This window comes from Nocardia acidivorans NBRC 108247 (assembly GCF_001625085.1).
In the GTDB taxonomy this organism is placed as follows: Bacteria; Actinomycetota; Actinomycetes; order Mycobacteriales; family Mycobacteriaceae; genus Nocardia; species Nocardia acidivorans.
In genome coordinates, this window is record NZ_BDAW01000007.1 from 1 (window position 1) to 18,420 (window position 18,420).

General features: G+C 67.9%; 10 protein-coding genes and 2 pseudogenes. 3 read left to right on the forward strand and 9 right to left on the reverse strand.

Annotation, left to right across the window (positions count from 1 at the left end):
- The 5 genes and pseudogenes from NA10_RS02395 to NA10_RS02415 form a co-directional block, all read right to left on the reverse strand.
- Positions 1-1,929: pseudogene (locus tag NA10_RS02395) on the reverse strand (endonuclease); the annotation flags it as partial.
- Positions 1,930-2,198: 269 nt separating this feature from the next.
- Positions 2,199-3,617 (reverse strand): annotated as a pseudogene (locus NA10_RS02400) (TIGR02678 family protein); the annotation flags it as partial.
- Entirely contained in the window at positions 3,617-5,269 is a 1,653-nt protein-coding gene (locus NA10_RS02405; protein WP_373862331.1) for a TIGR02677 family protein, read from the reverse strand. The pseudogene NA10_RS02400 and the gene NA10_RS02405, both read right to left, overlap by 1 nt.
- Before the next feature lie 175 nt (positions 5,270-5,444).
- The gene (locus NA10_RS02410; RefSeq protein ID WP_067562747.1) at positions 5,445-6,341 is read right to left on the reverse strand and encodes a serine hydrolase; all 897 of its coding nucleotides are present in this window, start codon (positions 6,339-6,341) and stop codon (positions 5,445-5,447) included.
- Positions 6,338-7,213, reverse strand: a complete 876-nt coding sequence (locus tag NA10_RS02415; RefSeq protein WP_067562876.1) for a LysR family transcriptional regulator — start codon at positions 7,211-7,213, stop codon at positions 6,338-6,340. The genes NA10_RS02410 and NA10_RS02415 overlap by 4 nt, the downstream gene beginning before the upstream one ends.
- A gap of 178 nt (positions 7,214-7,391) precedes the next feature.
- On the opposite strand from NA10_RS02415, the gene bla reads away from it, so the two are divergent.
- On the forward strand, positions 7,392-8,330 hold the full coding sequence (bla, locus tag NA10_RS02420) for a class A beta-lactamase (RefSeq protein ID WP_067562878.1): 939 nt from the start codon (positions 7,392-7,394) through the stop codon (positions 8,328-8,330).
- 3 nt (positions 8,331-8,333) lie between these two features.
- Here bla and NA10_RS02425 read toward each other — a convergent pair whose 3' ends face one another.
- Both NA10_RS02425 and NA10_RS02430 read right to left on the reverse strand, forming a co-directional pair.
- Positions 8,334-9,101: a DUF2127 domain-containing protein gene (locus NA10_RS02425; protein WP_067562750.1), complete on the reverse strand. Its 768-nt coding sequence runs from the start codon at positions 9,099-9,101 to the stop codon at positions 8,334-8,336.
- A 250-nt stretch (positions 9,102-9,351) separates the two neighbouring features.
- Complete coding sequence (locus tag NA10_RS02430; protein ID WP_218021427.1) at positions 9,352-10,545, reverse strand: XRE family transcriptional regulator; 1,194 nt, start codon at positions 10,543-10,545, stop codon at positions 9,352-9,354.
- 134 nt (positions 10,546-10,679) lie between these two features.
- On the opposite strand from NA10_RS02430, the gene NA10_RS02435 reads away from it, so the two are divergent.
- Positions 10,680-11,039, forward strand: a complete 360-nt coding sequence (locus NA10_RS02435) for a hypothetical protein (RefSeq protein ID WP_084514231.1) — start codon at positions 10,680-10,682, stop codon at positions 11,037-11,039.
- A 45-nt stretch (positions 11,040-11,084) separates the two neighbouring features.
- On the opposite strand, the gene NA10_RS02440 is transcribed toward NA10_RS02435, so the two are convergent.
- Positions 11,085-13,646: an AMP-binding protein gene (locus NA10_RS02440; RefSeq protein ID WP_067562752.1), complete on the reverse strand. Its 2,562-nt coding sequence runs from the start codon at positions 13,644-13,646 to the stop codon at positions 11,085-11,087.
- Positions 13,647-13,714: 68 nt separating this feature from the next.
- The gene (locus tag NA10_RS02445) at positions 13,715-14,608 is read right to left on the reverse strand and encodes a PAC2 family protein (protein WP_067562754.1); all 894 of its coding nucleotides are present in this window, start codon (positions 14,606-14,608) and stop codon (positions 13,715-13,717) included.
- 200 nt (positions 14,609-14,808) lie between these two features.
- Between NA10_RS02445 and metH the strand changes: the two genes are divergently transcribed.
- Positions 14,809-18,387, forward strand: a complete 3,579-nt coding sequence (gene metH, locus NA10_RS02450; protein ID WP_067562757.1) for a methionine synthase — start codon at positions 14,809-14,811, stop codon at positions 18,385-18,387.
- The last annotated feature ends 33 nt before the right edge of the window (positions 18,388-18,420 follow it).

Here is an 18,420-nt window from a genome sequence, read left to right on the forward strand (position 1 = left end):
CTGGCGGCGGCCGCGGATCTCCTCGGTCAGCGGCTCGGTACGATCGGCCAGCACCTCCGCCGGGGTGGCCGGGACCGCAGGGTCCTCGCCGAATGGGCCGCCGCTCGACATGGTGTCCGGACCGCTCGCACGGGCCGCTGCCGATGTCGTGGTGCCCTTACGATCGGAACCGTTCGGGGACGGGCTGACATCGGTGGGGCGCTCGGCCTCGCCCGCCTTCGCGACGTTGCCCCGGGCGGTCGGATCGGTCGCGCCCTTGTCCGCCGCCGCGCCCGTGGCGGCTGTGCTCTTGCGTCCGCGTCCCTTGCCGGAACCGCCTGGCGCGCCGAGCATTCCGGCGGCCGAGTTGTGGCGTTGCGGGCCGGGGTTCTCCGTGCCCGCGGCGGCGAGGGCGTCGTTGAGGGCTTCGAAGAGGCCGTCGCGGATGGGGGAGTACACCTCTCGGTGCTCATCCCACCAATTGCGCAGGGAGACCGCGGTATCGGAGCGTGCCAGGGTGACCGACGCCTCGGCCTGGGCGAGTTCCGCGGCGGCCGCCTCGCGGAGTTCGCCGGCGCGCTGGGCGGCTCGTTCGGCGCGGGTGCGCTCGGTCACCGCGGCATCGACCATGGTGAGGGCGCGGCGGACGGCGCGGACGTCGGCGTCACGCTCCTCGGCGTGGCTGCGCACGGTGGTGGTGAGGCGGTCGGCGCGAGCCTGTTCGGGCAGCGCGGTCCACGCGATACCGGCTTCCTCGGCGGCGGAACGCAATTCGTCCTCGCCGCGGGCCAGGGCGGAGGCGGCGTGCTGTACCGCGGACTGCGCGCGCTCGGATTCCTGGGCGCGCTGATCCACGGTCTGGCGGGCCTTGAGCGCCTTGTCGCGGTGCACGGCCGAGGAGGTCTCGAGGCGGCGCACCGCGTCGGCGAGATCGTCGAGCTGCTGCTTGCCCTCGTAAGCGCTGGAACGCTGCAGGGTTTCGCGATCGGAGAGCGCCTGTTCGTACGCGCGGTCGGCATCCTCGGCGCGGGTTTCGACGGCGGCGCGATCGGCTTCGCGGCGCCGGCGCAGGGCCGCGGCGGCGTGCAGGGCGGTGCTGGCGTGCGTCACTGTGTCGAGGCGGGAGCGGACCTGGTCGATATCGGTCTTCGCCTGCACCGCAAGGTATTTGCGATACACGCCGACGAACGCGCGGGTGGCGGTGTCGGCCTGCACGAGCCCCTCGAGGGTGCGCCCGACCTCCTCCATATCGCTGAACGAGCGTGCCGCGTCCAGGATCAACTGCTCGTCCAGGGGCCGCAGACCGTCGGTGAGCGCCTGTGAGAGTCCGCGCGGGTCCAGGTTCTTGGCCAGCTGCGGACGGCGCAGCGTCAGAATCAGATTGATGAGCTGGTCGTAGCGCTGCTGGCCGAGCCCGAACATGCGGGCGTCGATGGCGGCGCGGTACTCCACCGGCCGGTCGACAATGGCGTCGCCGCCGATCTGCTCGGCCAGCTGCTTGCGGGTGAGCGGCCGATCATCGGGTCCCAGCAGTGAGAAGTCCACGCCCACACGACCATCTGCGACGAAGTACCAGCGCGTGACCTTGTCCGAGGACCGGGTGGCGCGCATGCCGATGCCCACGGTCACCGTCTCGGGCTCGTCCCAGCTACCGCGCGCGAACTCCATCCACACGTACGAGTAGGCCGATTCCTGTTTGCGGTACAGCAGATTCGACTTCATGGTGCGCTCTTCGCCCGCGAACGGATTCAACCGGCGCGGTTCGATGCGCCCGTCCAGCACGAACGGGAACAGCACCTCGAGGGCCTTGGTCTTACCCGAACCATTGGGCCCGCGCAGCACCAAACGCCCGTCGGCGAAGCAGAACTCCTGGTCCCGGTAGTCCCACAGGTTGACGATGCCCGCGCGGGTGGGGACGAAGCGGACGCCACCGTGAATGAGGTCGGCCATCAGTTCCCGGATCCCTTCTCTGTAGCGACAAGCTCGGTGTGATCCGCTGCGGGATCGGGTTCGGCGTCGGCGGGTGGGTCGGCCTCGGAGATATCCGGTGCCGGAACCGGTTCGGCCTCGCCGGGTGTATCCACGGCCGCGACATTCGCCGCCGGGGCGGGCTCACCGTCGGGTGGCAACTCGGTGGCGCGATCGGGTGCCGGAACTGATTCGGCCGAGGCGGCGGTATCGAGCGGGGCCTGCTCCGCCGAGACCGATTCTCCCGGGTCCTCCGCGCCCATATCGCTCGGTGAGATGAACAATTCGGTCTCCGCGCGGGTGCGGATGGTGACGATCGCGCCGCGGTAGCGGGCCAGTGCGGGCAGGATGAGCAGGCCGGAGCCGAGGTCGTGCGGCGGTGCGGGGGTTCCGGATTCGCCGGTGTCGACGCGTTCGACGAGGTGGAGTCGCTCCAGGAGGCTGACGACCTCGGCGGTGAGGCCGGGTACATCGGCCTGCCACTGTGCGGCGAAGGTGGCCCCGTAGCGGGCCGCCAGCATTTTGACGGTTTCGCGGATCCATGCGGCGTCGATGAAGGGGTATACCGGGATCTCCGGCTCTTCCCGCTCGGCGAAGTCCGAATCCTCTTCGGTGGCAAAGATATCCACGGTGTCGGCGAGCGGTGCGAAGACCGTCGTCGCCGGAATCGCGGTGTCGAGTTGTTCGGCCAGGTCGGCGAGCGGGCGCTCCGGGCGGGGGATCTGCGCGACGGGATTGTCGAGATCCAGTACCAGATCGGCGATTTCACCGGCCAGCAGCAGTGCGACCTGGGCGAGGGTGCCAGTGCCCGGGAACCGCACATCGGAGAGCCGGCCCGAACTGTCGATCAGCGCAACGCCTTCCGCGCGCCGCTCGGCCTTGAGGCCGGTGACCTGCTCGACCTCGCGCACCAGTTTCTCCTGCGCGAGCAGTGACCGATGCGGCTCCCGGAGATCGGCGGCGTACACCACCGGCTGTTCCACCAGCGCCCGTCGCACCGCGCGTGAGGCCAGAGCCATTGCGGGGGAACGGGTATCGCCGCCACCGGCCTCCTCGCCGAGCAGCCCGGTGACGCTCTGCAAATGCTGCAACGCGCGCGGCGGGCGGAACAGCGCGAACACCACGGAGCGGTCGATATCGTACAGCGCCTCTCCCGCTTCGGGATCGCTCGCCCAGCCACCCGCGTCACCATCGGCGAGGGTGACCGCGCCGCGCGCGGCGAGCCAGCCTACCGCGTCCACGAAGGCATCGCGGTCCCCGGCTCGGTCGGCCGCCAGATCCAGCCCGTCCACCCGTTCGGTGTACGCCGCGACCTGATCGGCCAACTCGGACAGCGTGATCTGATCCCCGGCCCGGCCGAGCGCCGCGAGCGCCAAGGCGAGATAGGCGTACCGTCGCCGATCGAACAATCGATCGGCGGCCGTTCGCGCGGGTCGTCCCGCATCGAGCTTGTCCAGCACCGGGAACAGCCGTGCCGTCGTCTCGGTGACCTCGAGCCGATACCCGAACAGCTCCGCCAGATCCTCCCGCAGCTCGGTCGCCCACCGCCGAATCAACGGCAGCGCAATGCGATCCGGATAACTCCGGGTGATCAGATGATTGGCCAGCACCACCCGCGCGGCCCGCTGATAGCTGTCCAGCGCGAGTGAGTCGATGGTGCGCGCGTGCATCAGCCCACCTCCTGCTCAGTGCTTTGCCCCGCGCGCTCAGCCGCTTCGGCGCTTGCCGCTTCGCCGTCGAGCTCTGCCATATCGCGACCTGCCGCGTCACCGCGGTGTTCCCCGTGCGCATCCCGTCTGCCACCGGCCCCGGGAACACTTCCGGCCCCGGCGGCCCGGCCCACGGGGGCCTTGCTCTTTCGCGCGGACACTGTTTCGCGCACCTGAAGCCTGCGATTGTTGAGGTGGAGCAGTCCGCGCGAGGTGCGCACCACGGTCGAACCCTCGCATTCGGAGACCGTCAGTGTCACCCCGCTATCGGAACCCGTTGTGCCCGAAACCCTTCCGCTCACCGGCACCCATGCGGTGGAGGCGGCGTCGATGAGGCGCAGCAGCACCTCGGTCTCGCGTTCGTCGAGTTCACGCTCGTGCACGCCGGCCGCGGCGAGCGAGCGGGCGGCGGCCGAACGGGCGCGCTGGGTGTCGAGCTGGGCTGCGCGCAGACGGCGAATTCCCGCGTCATTGCGCTGCAATCGCGCGGGGGCTCCCGGCGTGGGCGGTCGCCCGGTCTCGGCGAGTGTGCGCGCGATCTCCAAAGGTGGTGCGTCCCACCAGGATCGAATCGCCGGAATGATATCCGCGTCCGGATGCTGCATGGCCAGATGCCGTGGCCGCCCCAATCCGAAGACCGCGTCGAACAGCGCGTGCGCCGCATCGGCCGTGGGTGCGGCGGTGAACCAGCCCGCCAGATGCCGCAGCGCCGATTCCCGGCTGACCCCGCCCTTGCGCGTCTCGGTCACCCGGCGCAGCAGGGACAGCACCGCCGCGATGGCGCTCATGGTCGCCTCGCGCAGCCGCTCGCATTCGGTGAGTCCGCCCTCGCTGCCGTCGCCCACGAACCAGGACCGCAGCCCCTGCCAGCGCGCCCGCCAATCCGCCTGGCGCTCGGCGTTATTGAGCAGTACGCGCTCATCGCAGCGCGCCGCCCGCTCGATGAGCTCCTCGACCCCGGTCTCCTCCACCTCCCGAATGGCGGCGGCCAGGCGCGGCGCGAACCGCGCCAGATCCATGGAGAACTCCCGCATATGCGCGAGCAGCGCGTCCTTATGCGCCAGGAACGCCTCGGGTGTGGCCTCGGTGGTGCGCACCAGATCGCCGAGCGTCAGGTAGAAATGCGCCGCCCGATCCGCCAGATCCGACAGCGCCCGATCGAGCCGATTCAGCACCCGATACACCCGCGGAGCGTCGCCGCTCCCGTTGGCCTCGGCCAGGGTGTGCAGATCCGCCAGCAACTCCGGCAACACCAGCCTCGACAGCGCCGCCTCGTCGAGCCGCGCCTCCAAAACCTCCGACACCGCCCGATAGGCCTGAAACCCGGCCTGTGAGAACTGATACACGAAATGCCGATTCCGATACTCGGCCAGCGTCGCCGCCCGAGTCCCGTCATAACTGCGCTCGAGCACCCCCCACTGATGCAACTGCTCCAACAGCGGCCCCACCTCCGTCGGCGTCAATTCCGGCCCCCCGGGGCAACGATTGAGCGTGTCGACAACATCGGAGGCGTGCAACAGCACCACATAGGCCCCCCGCGCCATATCGAAAGCACGCAAAACCCACAGGTAGTCCCCGCGCTTTTCGGCCGTGGCGAAGGAGAACAGCCGCAGCCGCCCGGCATGCGGAAACTCCTCCGCCCCGGCCCCTCCGGGGTGCTGTAGCAATCCGTCAGCGGACTCGGTCACCGGAGAAGAGTAGTACTCCCCACCGACCGCTCCGGAATCGCGCCGAATGTCGGCGCGCCAACCCGCCTCGGCCACCGGAGGTTGCCGCCGAGGGGGCGGCTTACTCCGGCAGGGGGCGGCGCAGTTCGGTGACGGCTATGCGGGCGGCTTCGGCTATGGCGGCGTCGACGGCGGGGAGGGTGGGGTCGGCGCGGGCGGCTCGGGTGAAAACGGCTACGGCTACCGGGTGTTCGTGGGGGAATTCGACTACGGCGACCTCGTTGCGGATGATGCCTACGGTGCCGGTTTTGCCGGCTACGGTGACGCCGCGGTGGGGGAAGCCGGCGGCGATGCGGTGCGGCCAGACCTGGTTGCGCATGACGGCGCGGACGAAATCGGTGTGGGCGGGGGTGAGCAGGGCGCCGGTCCAGAGGGCGGAGAGGAAGCGGGTCATCTCCTCGGGGGTGGTGGCGCTGGCGTAGGTGGGGTCGTAGGCGGCGATGGACCAGGCCTCGTCATTGTCGGCGAGGGTGGCGAAAGCGGCTGCGGTGCTGGGGGTGTCGGTATCGCGGACCAGGCTCTCGAACTGATCGGCGGTGCCGCCGACAATGCGGGTCTCGTGCAGGCCGAGATCGCGCAGCAGGTCTTCGACGGGGCCGAGGCCGACCTCGCCGAGCAGGACGTCGGCGGCGGCATTGTCCGAGACCGTCATCATGGAGGTGGCCAGATCGCGCCAGCTCATGGTGACCGGATCATGCAGTGCGGCAATGCCGGTCGGGCCCGGGGTGCAGTCGGAGGGGGTGACCGTGATGCGGGCGGTGGGGTCGATGCGCCCGGCCTCGACGCCGCGGCAGAAGGCGACGAAGAGCGGGAGTTTGTAGACCGAGGCGGTCACCACCCGTTCGTGCGCGTCCACCGCGACCTCGGTACCGGGGTCGGCGCACCGGCGGGCGTGCAGCCAGCCGCTGCATCCGGCGTCGGCGAAGACGGCGCGAATGCGTGCCGCGGCCATGCTCATCGCAGCCGCTCGCGATACAGCACCCGATCCACCGCATCGGCCTGCGCGTTCGCGCCGGGACGGTGAATCACCCGGAGCCGCAACGCGATTGCCTGCGGAGCCAGGCGTAACCAGGTGACCCCGGGCGTCTCGGCCGGAGGTGTCGCGGTGAGCCCGAAGCTGGTTCCGGCGGCGACCGCGGCGAGTACGGCGCGATCGTCCCGCGCGGTGAGGGTGGCGGCATCGAGGCCGCGCTCCCGCAGCAGATCCACCACGGTGTCGAAGGCGGGTGGATTGGCCGCGCGCGGCGAATGGGCGAAACTCAACCCCGCGAGCATCGGCAGCGTCGGTCGCTCGGCCTCGGCACTGCGGTGATCCGCCGGAACCACCAGCCAGCGCGGCACCTTGATGACCGGTCCGGCATCCACACCGTCGACCAGCGCCGGATGTTCGATCACCGCGACCTCGCACACCCCGGCCCGCACATCGGCCACCAGATCCACGGTGTTCCCGATCGTCGTGGAGACGGTCGACTCCGGACCGCTCATGTCCCGCAGCGCGGTGACGCAACCGGTCACCATCCGATCGGGCAGCGCGGTGATCGCACCCCAGGCCACCGTTCCGCGCGCCTGCGCGATGCGCTGCGCCTCGGCCAGCAGTCGCTCGGCGTCGTCGACCAGCAGCCGGGCGCGCGGCAGCAGTTGCGTGCCCGCCGAGGTGAGCATCGCCCCCTGCCGGGTGCGGTGAATCAACTCCACGCCCAGATGCTCCTCCAACCTGCGCAAACCCTGGGACAGCGGCGGCTGGGTCATATCCAAGGCGGCGGCCGCCCGGCCGAAATGCCCCTCGTCCGCGACGGAGACGAAGAAGCGAAGGTGGCGGACCAGATCCATGCCGCCATTGAACCAGCCGCACCCGCACGCACCCGGCGCACCGACGCGCACCGCCCGGTGATCGGCCCCGGGCGCCCGGGGTGAACTGCGGCGATATCGACTCCGACTCGCGGGCCCGAGGGTGTGCTATTGGCCGGGCCGCCGCCGGAGATGGTGAGCTGCGCTGGTGAATCCCACCGTGCTCAGCCCCCTGCTTCCGCACCGCCGACTCCTGGCGGCGGTGCTCGCCGTCGGCGCGTTGACCGCCGTCACCGCCTGCGGTGACCATTCCGACGACACCGCCGCCGCGACCTCCAGCGTCACCCCCGCAAACGCCGCCGACACCGGGGCATTCGCCGATCTGGAGGCGAAATCCGGTGGGCGACTGGGCGTATACGCGATCGACACCGGCAGCGGGAAGACCGTCGCCTATCGTGACGGCGAACGCTTCCCGATCGCCTCGACCTTCAAGGGTGTGGCCTGCGGCACGCTCCTGCGCGCCCACCCGCTGTCCTCGGGCTTCTTCGATCAGGTGATCCACTATCCCGCAAGTGATCTCGTGAACTACTCGCCCGAGACCGAGAAGCATGTCGACTCCGGTATGACGGTCGCCGAGCTGTGCAAGGCCGCGATCACCCTGTCGGACAACACCGCTGGAAACCAGATTCTCCAACTGCTCGGCGGTCCGGAGGGTCTCACCGCCGCCATACGCGCCCTCGGCGACCCCACCACCCGGCTGGATCGCTGGGAGACCGAACTGAACACCGCCATCCCCGGCGATGAGCGCGACACCACCACCCCGGCCGCGCTCGCCGCGGACTACCGCGCCCTGGTCCTGGGCGATGCGCTCGCCGAACCCGAACGCGCACAACTCAAGTCGTGGCTGCTGGCCAATACCACCGGCGGTAAACGCGTCCGCGCGGGCGTACCGGCGGACTGGACCGTCGCGGACAAGACCGGGACCGGAGACTACGGCGCCGCCCTGGACGCGGCCATCGTCTGGCCGCCGAATCACGCCCCGGTGGTCATCGTGGTGCAGACCGCCAAACCCGACCAGCACGCCGAGGGCGATAACGCCATGATCGCCGAGGCCACCAAACTGGCGGTTCAGGGCCTCGGCATACCGGGTCGGGGCTGATACTCAGGCGCCGGCCTGCGCCGCCACCGCCGAACGCTCCACGGTCAGCAGGCTTTCCGTGTGGTGTTCGGCGTAGTACGCCTTCGCCCCGCCATTGAGTCCGAAGAGCCGCTTACTCCACAGCAGCCAGATGACCGCGGCGAGATTGATCAGCAGCGCGCCCGCGCGCAACACCGTCACCTTCTCGGTCAGCTCGTAGATCTCCACGGGCAGGAAGATGCTGGTGGCGATGACCGCGAAATACTCGCCCCAGCGCTTGACCAGCCACAGCCCCACGGCCTCGATGATCTGGATGGTGGCATAGGCGAATATGCCGACCGCCACCCAGATCAGCACGGTGGGGGAGAGCGTGAAGGCGGTGTCGATCCAGTGCACCACCTTGGAATGATCGGGATCCCAGCCGATCTGATCGGCGAGCTGCCGGATGAGCGGCAGCTCCTCACCCCATTTGTCCCGCCAATGCTCCTGTGACCCACGAAGTTTGAGCACACCCGCGCCCACCAGAATGAGCACCAGCGCGCGAATCACCCGCTCGGCCGCGAGCAACCGCATGATGATGCGATCGCGCAGCAGATGCCCGCGCGGCACCTCGGGCGCGTCATCGGCCGGACCGTGCCGGCGCGGCTCACCCGGTACGAAGTCACCGCACCGCAGGCAACGCCATGACTCCCCGGCGGGCGTTGTCACATGCAGGCGCGCGGCCAGCTCGGGCTCATCGGGCGCATAGGTCTCGTGCCCGCGGGTAGCGCAGGTCCACAGACTGAAATCCATGGCGCGAGCCTAACCGGAAGGTCGGTCACCCGTGGTGAACGTCGGCCGCACGAGGTTGCGCTGCGCGGCGAACCCGTGCCGGGTCGGCCGTCCCGGGAACCCCGTGCCACATCGGTTGTCCACCCGGCGAACCCGCGCGAGTTGATGCCGAGGCGAACTTCGACCTCGAACGATGGCCGGGCGGCGCGCCGCCTCCGGCTCGAACGATGGGCCGGGGCGGCGCGTCACCTCCGGCGTTCGCGCCTCGTGCTCAGCCCGCGGCGAGTGAGCGCAGTTGATCCAGGTAGGTGCGGGTGCGCGGATCGCTCGGGAAGCGCTGGATCATTTCCCGCGCGGTCTCCCCGGCGATCCACATGAGCGAGGGGAGGGAGCGGCGCTTACCGGTGAAGGCGCGCATGCCCTCATCGAGTGCGAGCTCCAGATTGCGATCGCGCACCGCCACCACCGCGAGGGTCAGATGCGCTTCGGACACCCGCATGGGTTTGCGGATCGTACCGTCCGGTCGGGTGGCGGACGTGATCACCTGGCGCGCATAGCTTTCCGCGAGTCGATCGTCCCCGGCCACCCGGCAGCAGTCCATGGCGTAGAAGTCGAACTTCTGCGGATCCACCACGAAGTGATTGTCCAAATTGGCCGGATGGTCCAATCTATCCAGTATCGAACGCCCCTGGGCGAGTGCGGCTTCCACCTCGCGCCGATCACCGAGGCGGGCCCAGGCCTTGGCGCGCTGGGCGCACAGCTGCACCCCGACGCCGAGATGTCCGGTACTTGCGTGCGCGGCCTCGGCGGTCTCGATGGCCCCCCGATAGTTCGCCTGGGTGAGAGCGAACCAACTGGCCATTTCCGCGCCCCAGCCGATGATTTCGGCGTGTTCGGCCTCCTGTCCCAGGGAGAGCGCGGCCCGCCGGGTGGCCTCGGCGGCGGTGCGCCAGCCCAGGTCGTAGTCAACGCAACCGACCAGTAGGGCAACCCATCCCGCGAGGACGAGTACCTCGCGATGCTGCGCCAACGTAAGCCGACCGTCCAGTAGCGAAGTAATCCGCCGCAGCCATGCCGTGCCTTCGGTATGCAGCTCATGGGGATCCGCGCACGGATACTCCGAACACAGCCGATCCGCGGTGATGCGAATGGCGTCCAGCGTCGCCGACGAGACATCGGACATACGTAGCCGCCCGATGAACTCGAGGGTGTCCATCCCTGTCGCGGAGAGCAACTCGTCATCGCGATTGGGTCTGGCCTTGGGAAAAAATGCGGCCGTGACGGTGTCGAATGCCGCGGCGATGATGGGGGCGTAGAAATCATCGGGTCGCGACTCCCCGGATTCCCACCGTCGCCAGTTGCGCAAAAGTGTGCTGTCGGTTGGCAGATTGTGGCTCGACTTACCCCGCATGGCGCGCACGGCGTCGGCTTGTGACCACCCCCGAGCATCGCGTTCGGCGCGCATTCGGACAGCCCAGACAGGTCGATCGTCACCAGCGGACACGTCTGTAGTATCCCACTGGTTAACGTTTGGTGGACCCGGATAGGGCATGCAGATGTCAGTGGGTTGACATCTGCAATTGCATCCGCGAGAACGTCATGCTGATTTCGGGCACACTTCAGGACAGCGATCCCAATCCAACGGAGGTTCGGGTGGAAGCGTTGATCTATGGGTACGTGCGTGACGATTTGGCGGATGGCCGTAGCGATGAGCTCGAAGACGCTATGACCAGCCTGGCGCAGTCGGCCGGGTTCTGCTTCGCCGCAACGTTCCATGAATCGACCCCCGGCGATGGCACCGCATTCGCGGAGTTGACCGCCGAACTCAAGCGTGCCGATGCACACCATGTGGTGGTGCCGTCACTCGATCATCTTGCCGGCCAGACGATTCCACGCGATCTCCTGATCGCGAAACTGGCTCATGAGGCGGCCGCTCAGATTTGGGCCGTGGAGCATTGATTTCTCCGACGAACCGGTCGGCTTCCAACGATTTTCGCTCGTGACTCAGGCCCGTGCCGTCTCGGCGCTGCGTGCGCGCACCGGCATCGCGACACCGCGTTCGCCTCGCGTGCGAGCGCCGCGGGCCAGCACCCCGCGGGTCAGGGTGAGCAGGTGCGCGGCCGCGATTCCGGCCGCGACCGAGGCCGCCAAGGCCATCAGGTGATGCGCGCCGAACAACGGATACACCTGCCAATGCAGCAAATACGCGAAGAGTGACGCGTCCGCGAGCACGGCGGTCGCACCGGCGATGAGCGCGGGCACGCGCACCGACGGCACCCAGATCAGCAGCAGCAGTCCCGCCAGCACCAGATGCTCGCGGTTGGTTTCGCCGAAATAGCCGGGGACGGTGAGCAATGCGACCGCGGTGATCAGCGCGCGCTGCCGGACCGCTGTGGCCTTGGCCGCCGCCCAGCCCAGCACGAAGAACCACACGGCCAGCGGCGAGAACGGAATATCGTGCGGCGCATACAGATCGAATGACCAGTAGCGGAAGACGAGCGCCCCCGCGAGCACGGCCATGGCGAACCAGAAGGGTGCGCGGCGCTCGAGCGCATCGGCCACGGGCAGGCGCAGCAGTAGCGCGCCCGCGAGCATGAAGTAGACCGCGACCTCGACGAACCACAGGTGACCGGCGGTCGGACTGTCCTGCGGGCCGAGAATCTTATTGAGCAGCAAGACGTTCTGCCACGTGTAGTAATTGCCGAACGGCAGCGTGAGCGTCACCCACAGGGCGGTCGGTACGGCGATGAGCGCCACGGTCCGCAGCGTCTTGCGAAACCGCTGTGCCGCGGGCGCGGGCGTCACACCGAACCGCGCGAAATTGAATCCGGCCACCGCCAGCATGACGTGTGCCCCGCCCCACAGTACGAAAAGTCCGATATGCGAACCCAATACGGTGATGATGCCGACGGCGCGCAGCAGACTGGTGGTATCGAGCGATCTGCCGAATCGGCGTTTTCGACGCGGCAGCGACTCCAATTCGGCCACCGTCATGGTCTGCCAATTCGCCGGGAGCTGTCCCAGCGCCCGATCCAGCTTCACCGACAGCGCCACATAGGTGAGCGAATCCCCGCCGAGATCGGCGAAGGTGCGCTCGGGAGTGATTGCGGCCGTGGCGAGTCCGAGTGCACCGGCGAACAGCGTCCGGATATCCGCCGTCGGCCTGGTCGGTGCGACCGGTAAGCGTCGAATGGCTGGATAGTCCGGCTTGCCGGAGGGGAGGCGCGGAATCTCCGCGACCGTGCACACCCGCACCGCCGAGACCGGCAGACCAGACAATTGCGCCGCGAGCGGTGCCGCGGCGGTCGCATCCTCACCCGCGACCGCCACCACGAGGGTTTCGCCGTCATCGGTGCAGCAGACCGGATAGCCCGCCGCCGTCAGCCCGGATTCGATGCGCTGCAGATCGATTCGGAGACCGAAGATCTTGGCGAAGCGCGACCGCCGGCCGATCACCCGATAGAGACCGTCCTCGGTGCGACAGGCCAGATCCCCGGTGCGCAGTCGCGTGAGCCGGTGTCCCAGTGCGAGATCGGCCGCCGATTCCGCATAGCCCATCATCACATTCGGCCCGTGGTAGACGAGTTCATCGCCGTCCTCGACCGGCTCCAGGCTGAAAGATCCACCGGGAACCGGGATTCCGATGCAATCCGGATGCGCGGCCGCCAGCCGCGGCGGCAGATACGCCATGCGCGCGGTGGCCTCGGTCTGGCCGTACATGACATAGAAGCGCCAGCCCGCGCGCTCCCCGGCGCGCGCGTAGTGCCGGACCCGATCGGCGGCGAGTTTGCCGCCCGCCTGGGTCACATAGCGCAGGTGCGGCAGGGACATTCGCTCGAAGCCGACGCGTTCGAGCAGATCGAAGGTGTAGGGCACCGCCGCGAAAGACGTTGCGCGATGACATCGGAAGTCGTCCCAGAACTCCGGTTCCAGGACCGACCGGTTCGTCATGAGCAGGCTCGCACCGCGCAGCAGATAGCTGTGCACCACCGACAGCCCGTAGCAGTAGAAGAGCGGCAGGGTGGTCGCCGCGCGATCGGTGTCCTGGATATCCAGGTACTCCGCAATGGATTCCGCGTTGGCCAGCAGATTTCGATAGGAGAGCCGCACCAGCTTGGGTGATCCGGTCGACCCCGAGGTGCTCAGCATGAGTGCCAGCTCCGGATGCAGCTCATGCGCGGAACCGGTTCGCCGCCAGCGTGGTTCGGGAATCGGCCCGGCACCGGCCTCGATCACGATATCGGGATCGTAGACCCGCAGCATCTCGTCACCGACCGAACCGGTGAGCAGGACCGCGCAGCCCGCTTCGAGCGCCCCGAGATAGGCCACGAGCGATCCGAGGTCATTGCGCGCGGCCAGTGCGACGAGTCGCCGCACCGGCGGCGGTTCGGTTGCCAGGCATTCGCCGCATGGCCCCTCCGAAACCTGTTCCGCCCCGAGCCTGTTCGCGAACTCACACACCAGCGCGGCCAGTTCCGCATAGCTGACTTCGTGATCTCGGTCACCGATGACCGCGGATCGGTCGCCGAATGCGTTCAGGTGCGCGGCAATCCGAAGCGAAGTCACTCGGGACATTCTAGGCAGGTTAGGCTTGCCTCTCGAAACCCAGTCCCGAATGAATCGAAAGTTGACGCCTAGAGACCGAATCCGCCCCGGCCACGCCTGCGCAGGTACTTCTCGAACTCGGCCGCGATGGCATCCCCGTCGATCTTGGCCATGGCCTCGTTGAGATCGACCTCGGCATCGCCGCGCTCCTCGAGCGAGCGCACGTACTCGGCGATCTCCTCATCACCGGTGGTCATCTCATTGACCGCGCCCTCCCACTCCTCGGCCTGTTCGGGCAGGCCACCGAGCGGAACCTCGACATCGAGCACATCTTCCACGCGATGCAGCAGGGCGATGACCGCCTTGGGGTTCGGCGGCTGCGAGACATAGTGCGGAACCGCGGCCCAGAAGGAAATGGCCGGAACACCCGCGCGCACGCACGCGTCCTGCAGGACCCCGGTGATACCGGTCGGCCCCTCGTACCGGGTCTGCTCCAGGTTGAAGCGCTCCGCGGCTTCCTTGTTATAGGCCGTGCCGGTCACCGGAACCGGCCGGGTATGCGGGGTATCGGCCAGCAGCGCGCCGAGGATCACCACGGTCGACACATCGAGCTGCTCGACGAATTCGAGCAGGTCATTGCAGAACGACCGCCAGCGCATATTCGGTTCGACCCCGCGCAGCAGCACCACATCGCGATCGCTCCCCGGCGGTGAGCAGACCGAGAGCATGGTGGACGGCCAGTGAATTTCGCGGGTCACGCCGTCGACCTGGCGCACGGTCGGCCGGTTCACCTGGTAGTCGTAGTAATCCTCGGAGTCCAACTCGGCGAGGGGCTGGGCGTCCCAGATCAACTCCAGATGCTCGACTGCTCCACTCGCCGCGTCCGCCGCGTCGTTCCAGCCCTCGAAGGCGGCGACGAGGATCGGATCCCGCAGCGTAGGCAGGTCCGAATCGGGTGGCACCGGGGGTTCACTGGCGTTCACCCGGTCAGCTTAGGGGGTTGGGCTCGCGGACGCGCCAGCGACGCGCAACCGTGCTGGTGGGCGGGGGCGCACGCGGGTGGGGCGAAAGTGTTCGGAGAGATCCGGTGTGACACCCGAACCGCCGTGCGGCGCGCGGGCCGCGCGGGTCTCGGAGCGGTCCGACGCCGGGATTGTCCCCGGCTCCCACTACTCTTGAGTACATGTCTGTGTCCCCACGCGCCGAGTTCGACACCACCCTATTCGACACGCTCAGTCGGCGTGTCGTCATCGGCGACGGTGCGATGGGCACGATGTTGCAGGCTGCGGATCTGACGCTGGACGATTTCCGTGGCCTCGAGGGTTGCAATGAGATCCTCAACGAAACCCGCCCCGACGTGCTGAAAAGCATTCACCGCGCCTATTTCGAGGCGGGCGCGGACGCGGTGGAGACCAATACCTTCGGCTGCAATCTGCCCAACCTGGCCGACTACGACATCTCCGATCGCATTCGCGATCTGTCCGAGCGCGGCACCCGGCTGGCTCGCGAGGTCGCCGATGAGATGGGTCCGACCGCGGACGGGACGCCGCGGTATGTGCTCGGCTCCATGGGACCGGGCACCAAACTGCCCACCCTGGGTCACGCCCCGTACGCCACCCTGCGCGATGCCTATGCCGAGGCCGCCATGGGCATGCTCGAGGGTGGCGCGGATGCCATTCTCATCGAGACCTGCCAGGACCTGCTCCAGGTCAAGTCCGCGATCGTGGGCAGCCATCACGCCATGACGCGGCTGGGTCGCAAGATTCCGATCATTACGCACGTGACGGTGGAGACGACCGGCACCATGCTGGTCGGTTCGGAGATCGGCGCGGCGCTGACCGCGCTGGAGAACCTCGGCATCGACATGATCGGATTGAACTGCGCCACCGGCCCGGACGAGATGAGCGAGCATCTGCGCCATCTGTCCAAGCACGCGCAGCTGCCGGTGTCGGTGATGCCGAACGCCGGTCTGCCGGTGCTCGGCGCGCACGGTGCGGAATACCCGCTGACGCCCGAGGAACTGGCGATCGCGTTGAGCGGCTTCGTCTCCGAGTTCGGGCTGGCGCTGGTCGGCGGCTGCTGCGGCACCACCCCCGAGCACATTCGCCAGGTCGCCGAGGCGGTGCGCACCACCACGCCCGCCGTGCGCAATCCGGTCCACGAGCCCAGCGTCTCCTCCATCTACAGCCAGGTGCCATTCGAGCAGGACGCCTCGATCCTGATGATCGGTGAGCGCACCAATGCCAACGGCTCCAAGGCATTCCGCGACGCCATGCTGGCGCAGGACTGGCAGAAGTGCCTCGATATCGCCAAGGATCAGATTCGCGACGGCGCGCACATGCTGGACCTGTGCGTGGACTATGTGGGCCGGGACGGCGCGGTCGATATGACCGAGCTGGCCTCGCGCCTGGCGACGGCCTCGACGCTGCCGATCATGCTCGACTCCACCGAATTGCCGGTGCTGCGTGCGGGTTTGGAGCAGTTGGGTGGGCGCTGCGCGGTCAACTCGGTGAACTACGAGGACGGCGCCGGGCCGGAGTCGCGCTTCCAGCAGACCATGGCGCTGGTCGCCGAACACGGTGCCGCCGTGGTGGCCTTGACCATCGACGAACAGGGCCAGGCGCGCACCGCCGCGAACAAGGTCGCCATCGCCGAGCGGTTGATCGCCGATATCACCGAGAACTGGGGCCTGGCCGAGTCCGACATCATCGTCGATACGCTGACCTTCACCCTGGGCACCGGCCAGGAGGAGTCGCGCCGGGACGGCATCGAAACCATCGAGGCCATCCGGCTTTTGAAGCAGAAGCATCCCAATGTGCAGACCACGCTGGGTCTTTCGAATATCTCGTTCGGTTTGAACCCGGCCGCCCGCCAGGTGCTGAACTCGGTCTTCATGAACGAATGTGTCGAGGCCGGACTGGATTCGGCGATCGTGCACGCGTCCAAGATCCTGCCCATCGCGCGGATTCCCGAGGATCAGCGCAAGGTGGCGTTGGATCTGGTGTACGACCGCCGGACCGAGGATTATGACCCGCTGCAAGAGCTGATGGCCATGTTCGAGGGCGTCTCGTCGGCCTCGTCCAAGGCCTCGCGCGCCGAGGAGCTGGCGCAGCTGCCGCTGTTCGAGCGGCTGGCCCGCCGCATTGTCGACGGTGAGCGCAACGGCCTGGAGGCGGACCTCGACGAGGCCATGAAAGAGGTTCCGCCGCTGCAGATCATCAACGAGACGCTGCTCTCGGGTATGAAGACCGTCGGTGAGCTGTTCGGCTCGGGTCAGATGCAGCTGCCGTTCGTGCTGCAATCGGCCGAGGTGATGAAAACCGCGGTGGCGCACCTGGAACCGCATATGGAGGCCACCGACGACTCCGGTAAGGGTCGTATCGTGCTGGCCACCGTCAAGGGTGATGTGCACGATATCGGCAAGAACCTGGTGGACATCATCCTGTCCAACAATGGCTACGAGGTCGTGAATCTCGGTATCAAGCAGCCGATTTCGGCGATCCTGGATGCCGCGCTGGACAAGAAGGCCGATGTGGTCGGCATGTCCGGGCTGCTGGTCAAATCGACCGTGGTCATGAAGGAGAACCTCGCGGAGATGAACGCGCGCGGTGTCGCGCAACAGTTCCCGGTACTCCTGGGCGGCGCGGCCCTGACCCGCGGCTATGTCGAGAACGATCTGACCGAGGTCTATGAGGGCGATGTGCACTATGCGCGCGACGCCTTCGAGGGTTTGAACCTGATGGATCAGATCATGACCCGCAAGCGGGGTGGCGGACCCGATCCCGACAGTCCCGAGGCCCTGGCCGAGGCGGCCAAGGTCGCCGAACGCAAGGCCCGGCACGAGCGGTCCAAGCGCATCGCCGCCGAGCGCAAGTCCAAAGAGACCCCGGTCGAGGTGCCCGCGCGCTCGGACGTGGCCGCGGACCTGGCGGTGCCGACGCCGCCGTTCTGGGGCACCCGGATCGTGAAGGGCCTGTCCGTGGGCGAGTACTCGGGTTTGCTCGATGAGCGCGCGCTCTTCCTGGGGCAGTGGGGGCTGCGGGGTCAGCGCGGCGGCGACGGACCCTCCTACGAGGAGCTGGTGGAGACCGAAGGCCGTCCGCGGCTGCGGTATTGGCTGGACCGGCTGATCGCCGAGGGTGTGCTCCAGCATGCCGCGGTGGTGTACGGGTACTTCCCGGCAGTCTCCGAGGGCGATGATGTGATTGTTCTCACCGAGCCGAAACCCGATGCGCCGGAACGGTATCGGTTCACTTTCCCGCGTCAGCAGCGGGACCGGTTCCTGAATATCGCGGACTTCATCCGCTCGCGCGACCTGGCCGTACAGCACGGTCAGGTCGATGTGCTGCCGTTCCAGCTGGTCACCATGGGACAGCCGATCGCGGACTTCGCGAATGTGCTGTTCGCGCAGGACAATTACCGCGACTACCTCGAGGTGCACGGTATCGGCGTTCAGCTCACCGAAGCCCTCGCCGAGTTTTGGCATCGCCGAATCCGGGAAGAGCTGGTACTGGAAGGGCATTCCGTCGCCGAATCCGATCCGACCGACGTGCTCGAGTACTTCAATCTCGGCTACCGTGGCGCTCGGTACTCGTTCGGATACGGTGCCTGCCCCAACCTGGAAGACCGAGCGAAACTCGTTGACCTGCTGGACGCGGGCCGGATCGGAGTAGAGCTGTCGGAGGAGTTGCAATTGCATCCGGAGCAGTCGACGGATGCGTTCGTACTGCTGCACCCGGAGGCGAAGTACTTCAACGCCTAAGATTTGCAAGAGTTTCCGGGCTTGTCGCGCAAC

Excerpts from the sequence above, each read along its gene's own strand:
- NA10_RS02410 (WP_067562747.1), bottom strand. The coding sequence starts at position 6,341 with ATGAGCATGGCCGCGGCACGCATTCGCGCCGTCTTCGCCGACGCCGGA.
- NA10_RS02415 (WP_067562876.1), bottom strand. The coding sequence starts at position 7,213 with ATGGATCTGGTCCGCCACCTTCGCTTCTTCGTCTCCGTCGCGGACGAG.
- NA10_RS02425 (WP_067562750.1), bottom strand. The coding sequence starts at position 9,101 with ATGGATTTCAGTCTGTGGACCTGCGCTACCCGCGGGCACGAGACCTAT.
- NA10_RS02430 (WP_218021427.1), bottom strand. The coding sequence starts at position 10,545 with ATGCGCGCCGAACGCGATGCTCGGGGGTGGTCACAAGCCGACGCCGTG.
- NA10_RS02435 (WP_084514231.1), top strand. The coding sequence starts at position 10,680 with ATGCTGATTTCGGGCACACTTCAGGACAGCGATCCCAATCCAACGGAG.
- metH (WP_067562757.1), top strand. The coding sequence starts at position 14,809 with ATGTCTGTGTCCCCACGCGCCGAGTTCGACACCACCCTATTCGACACG.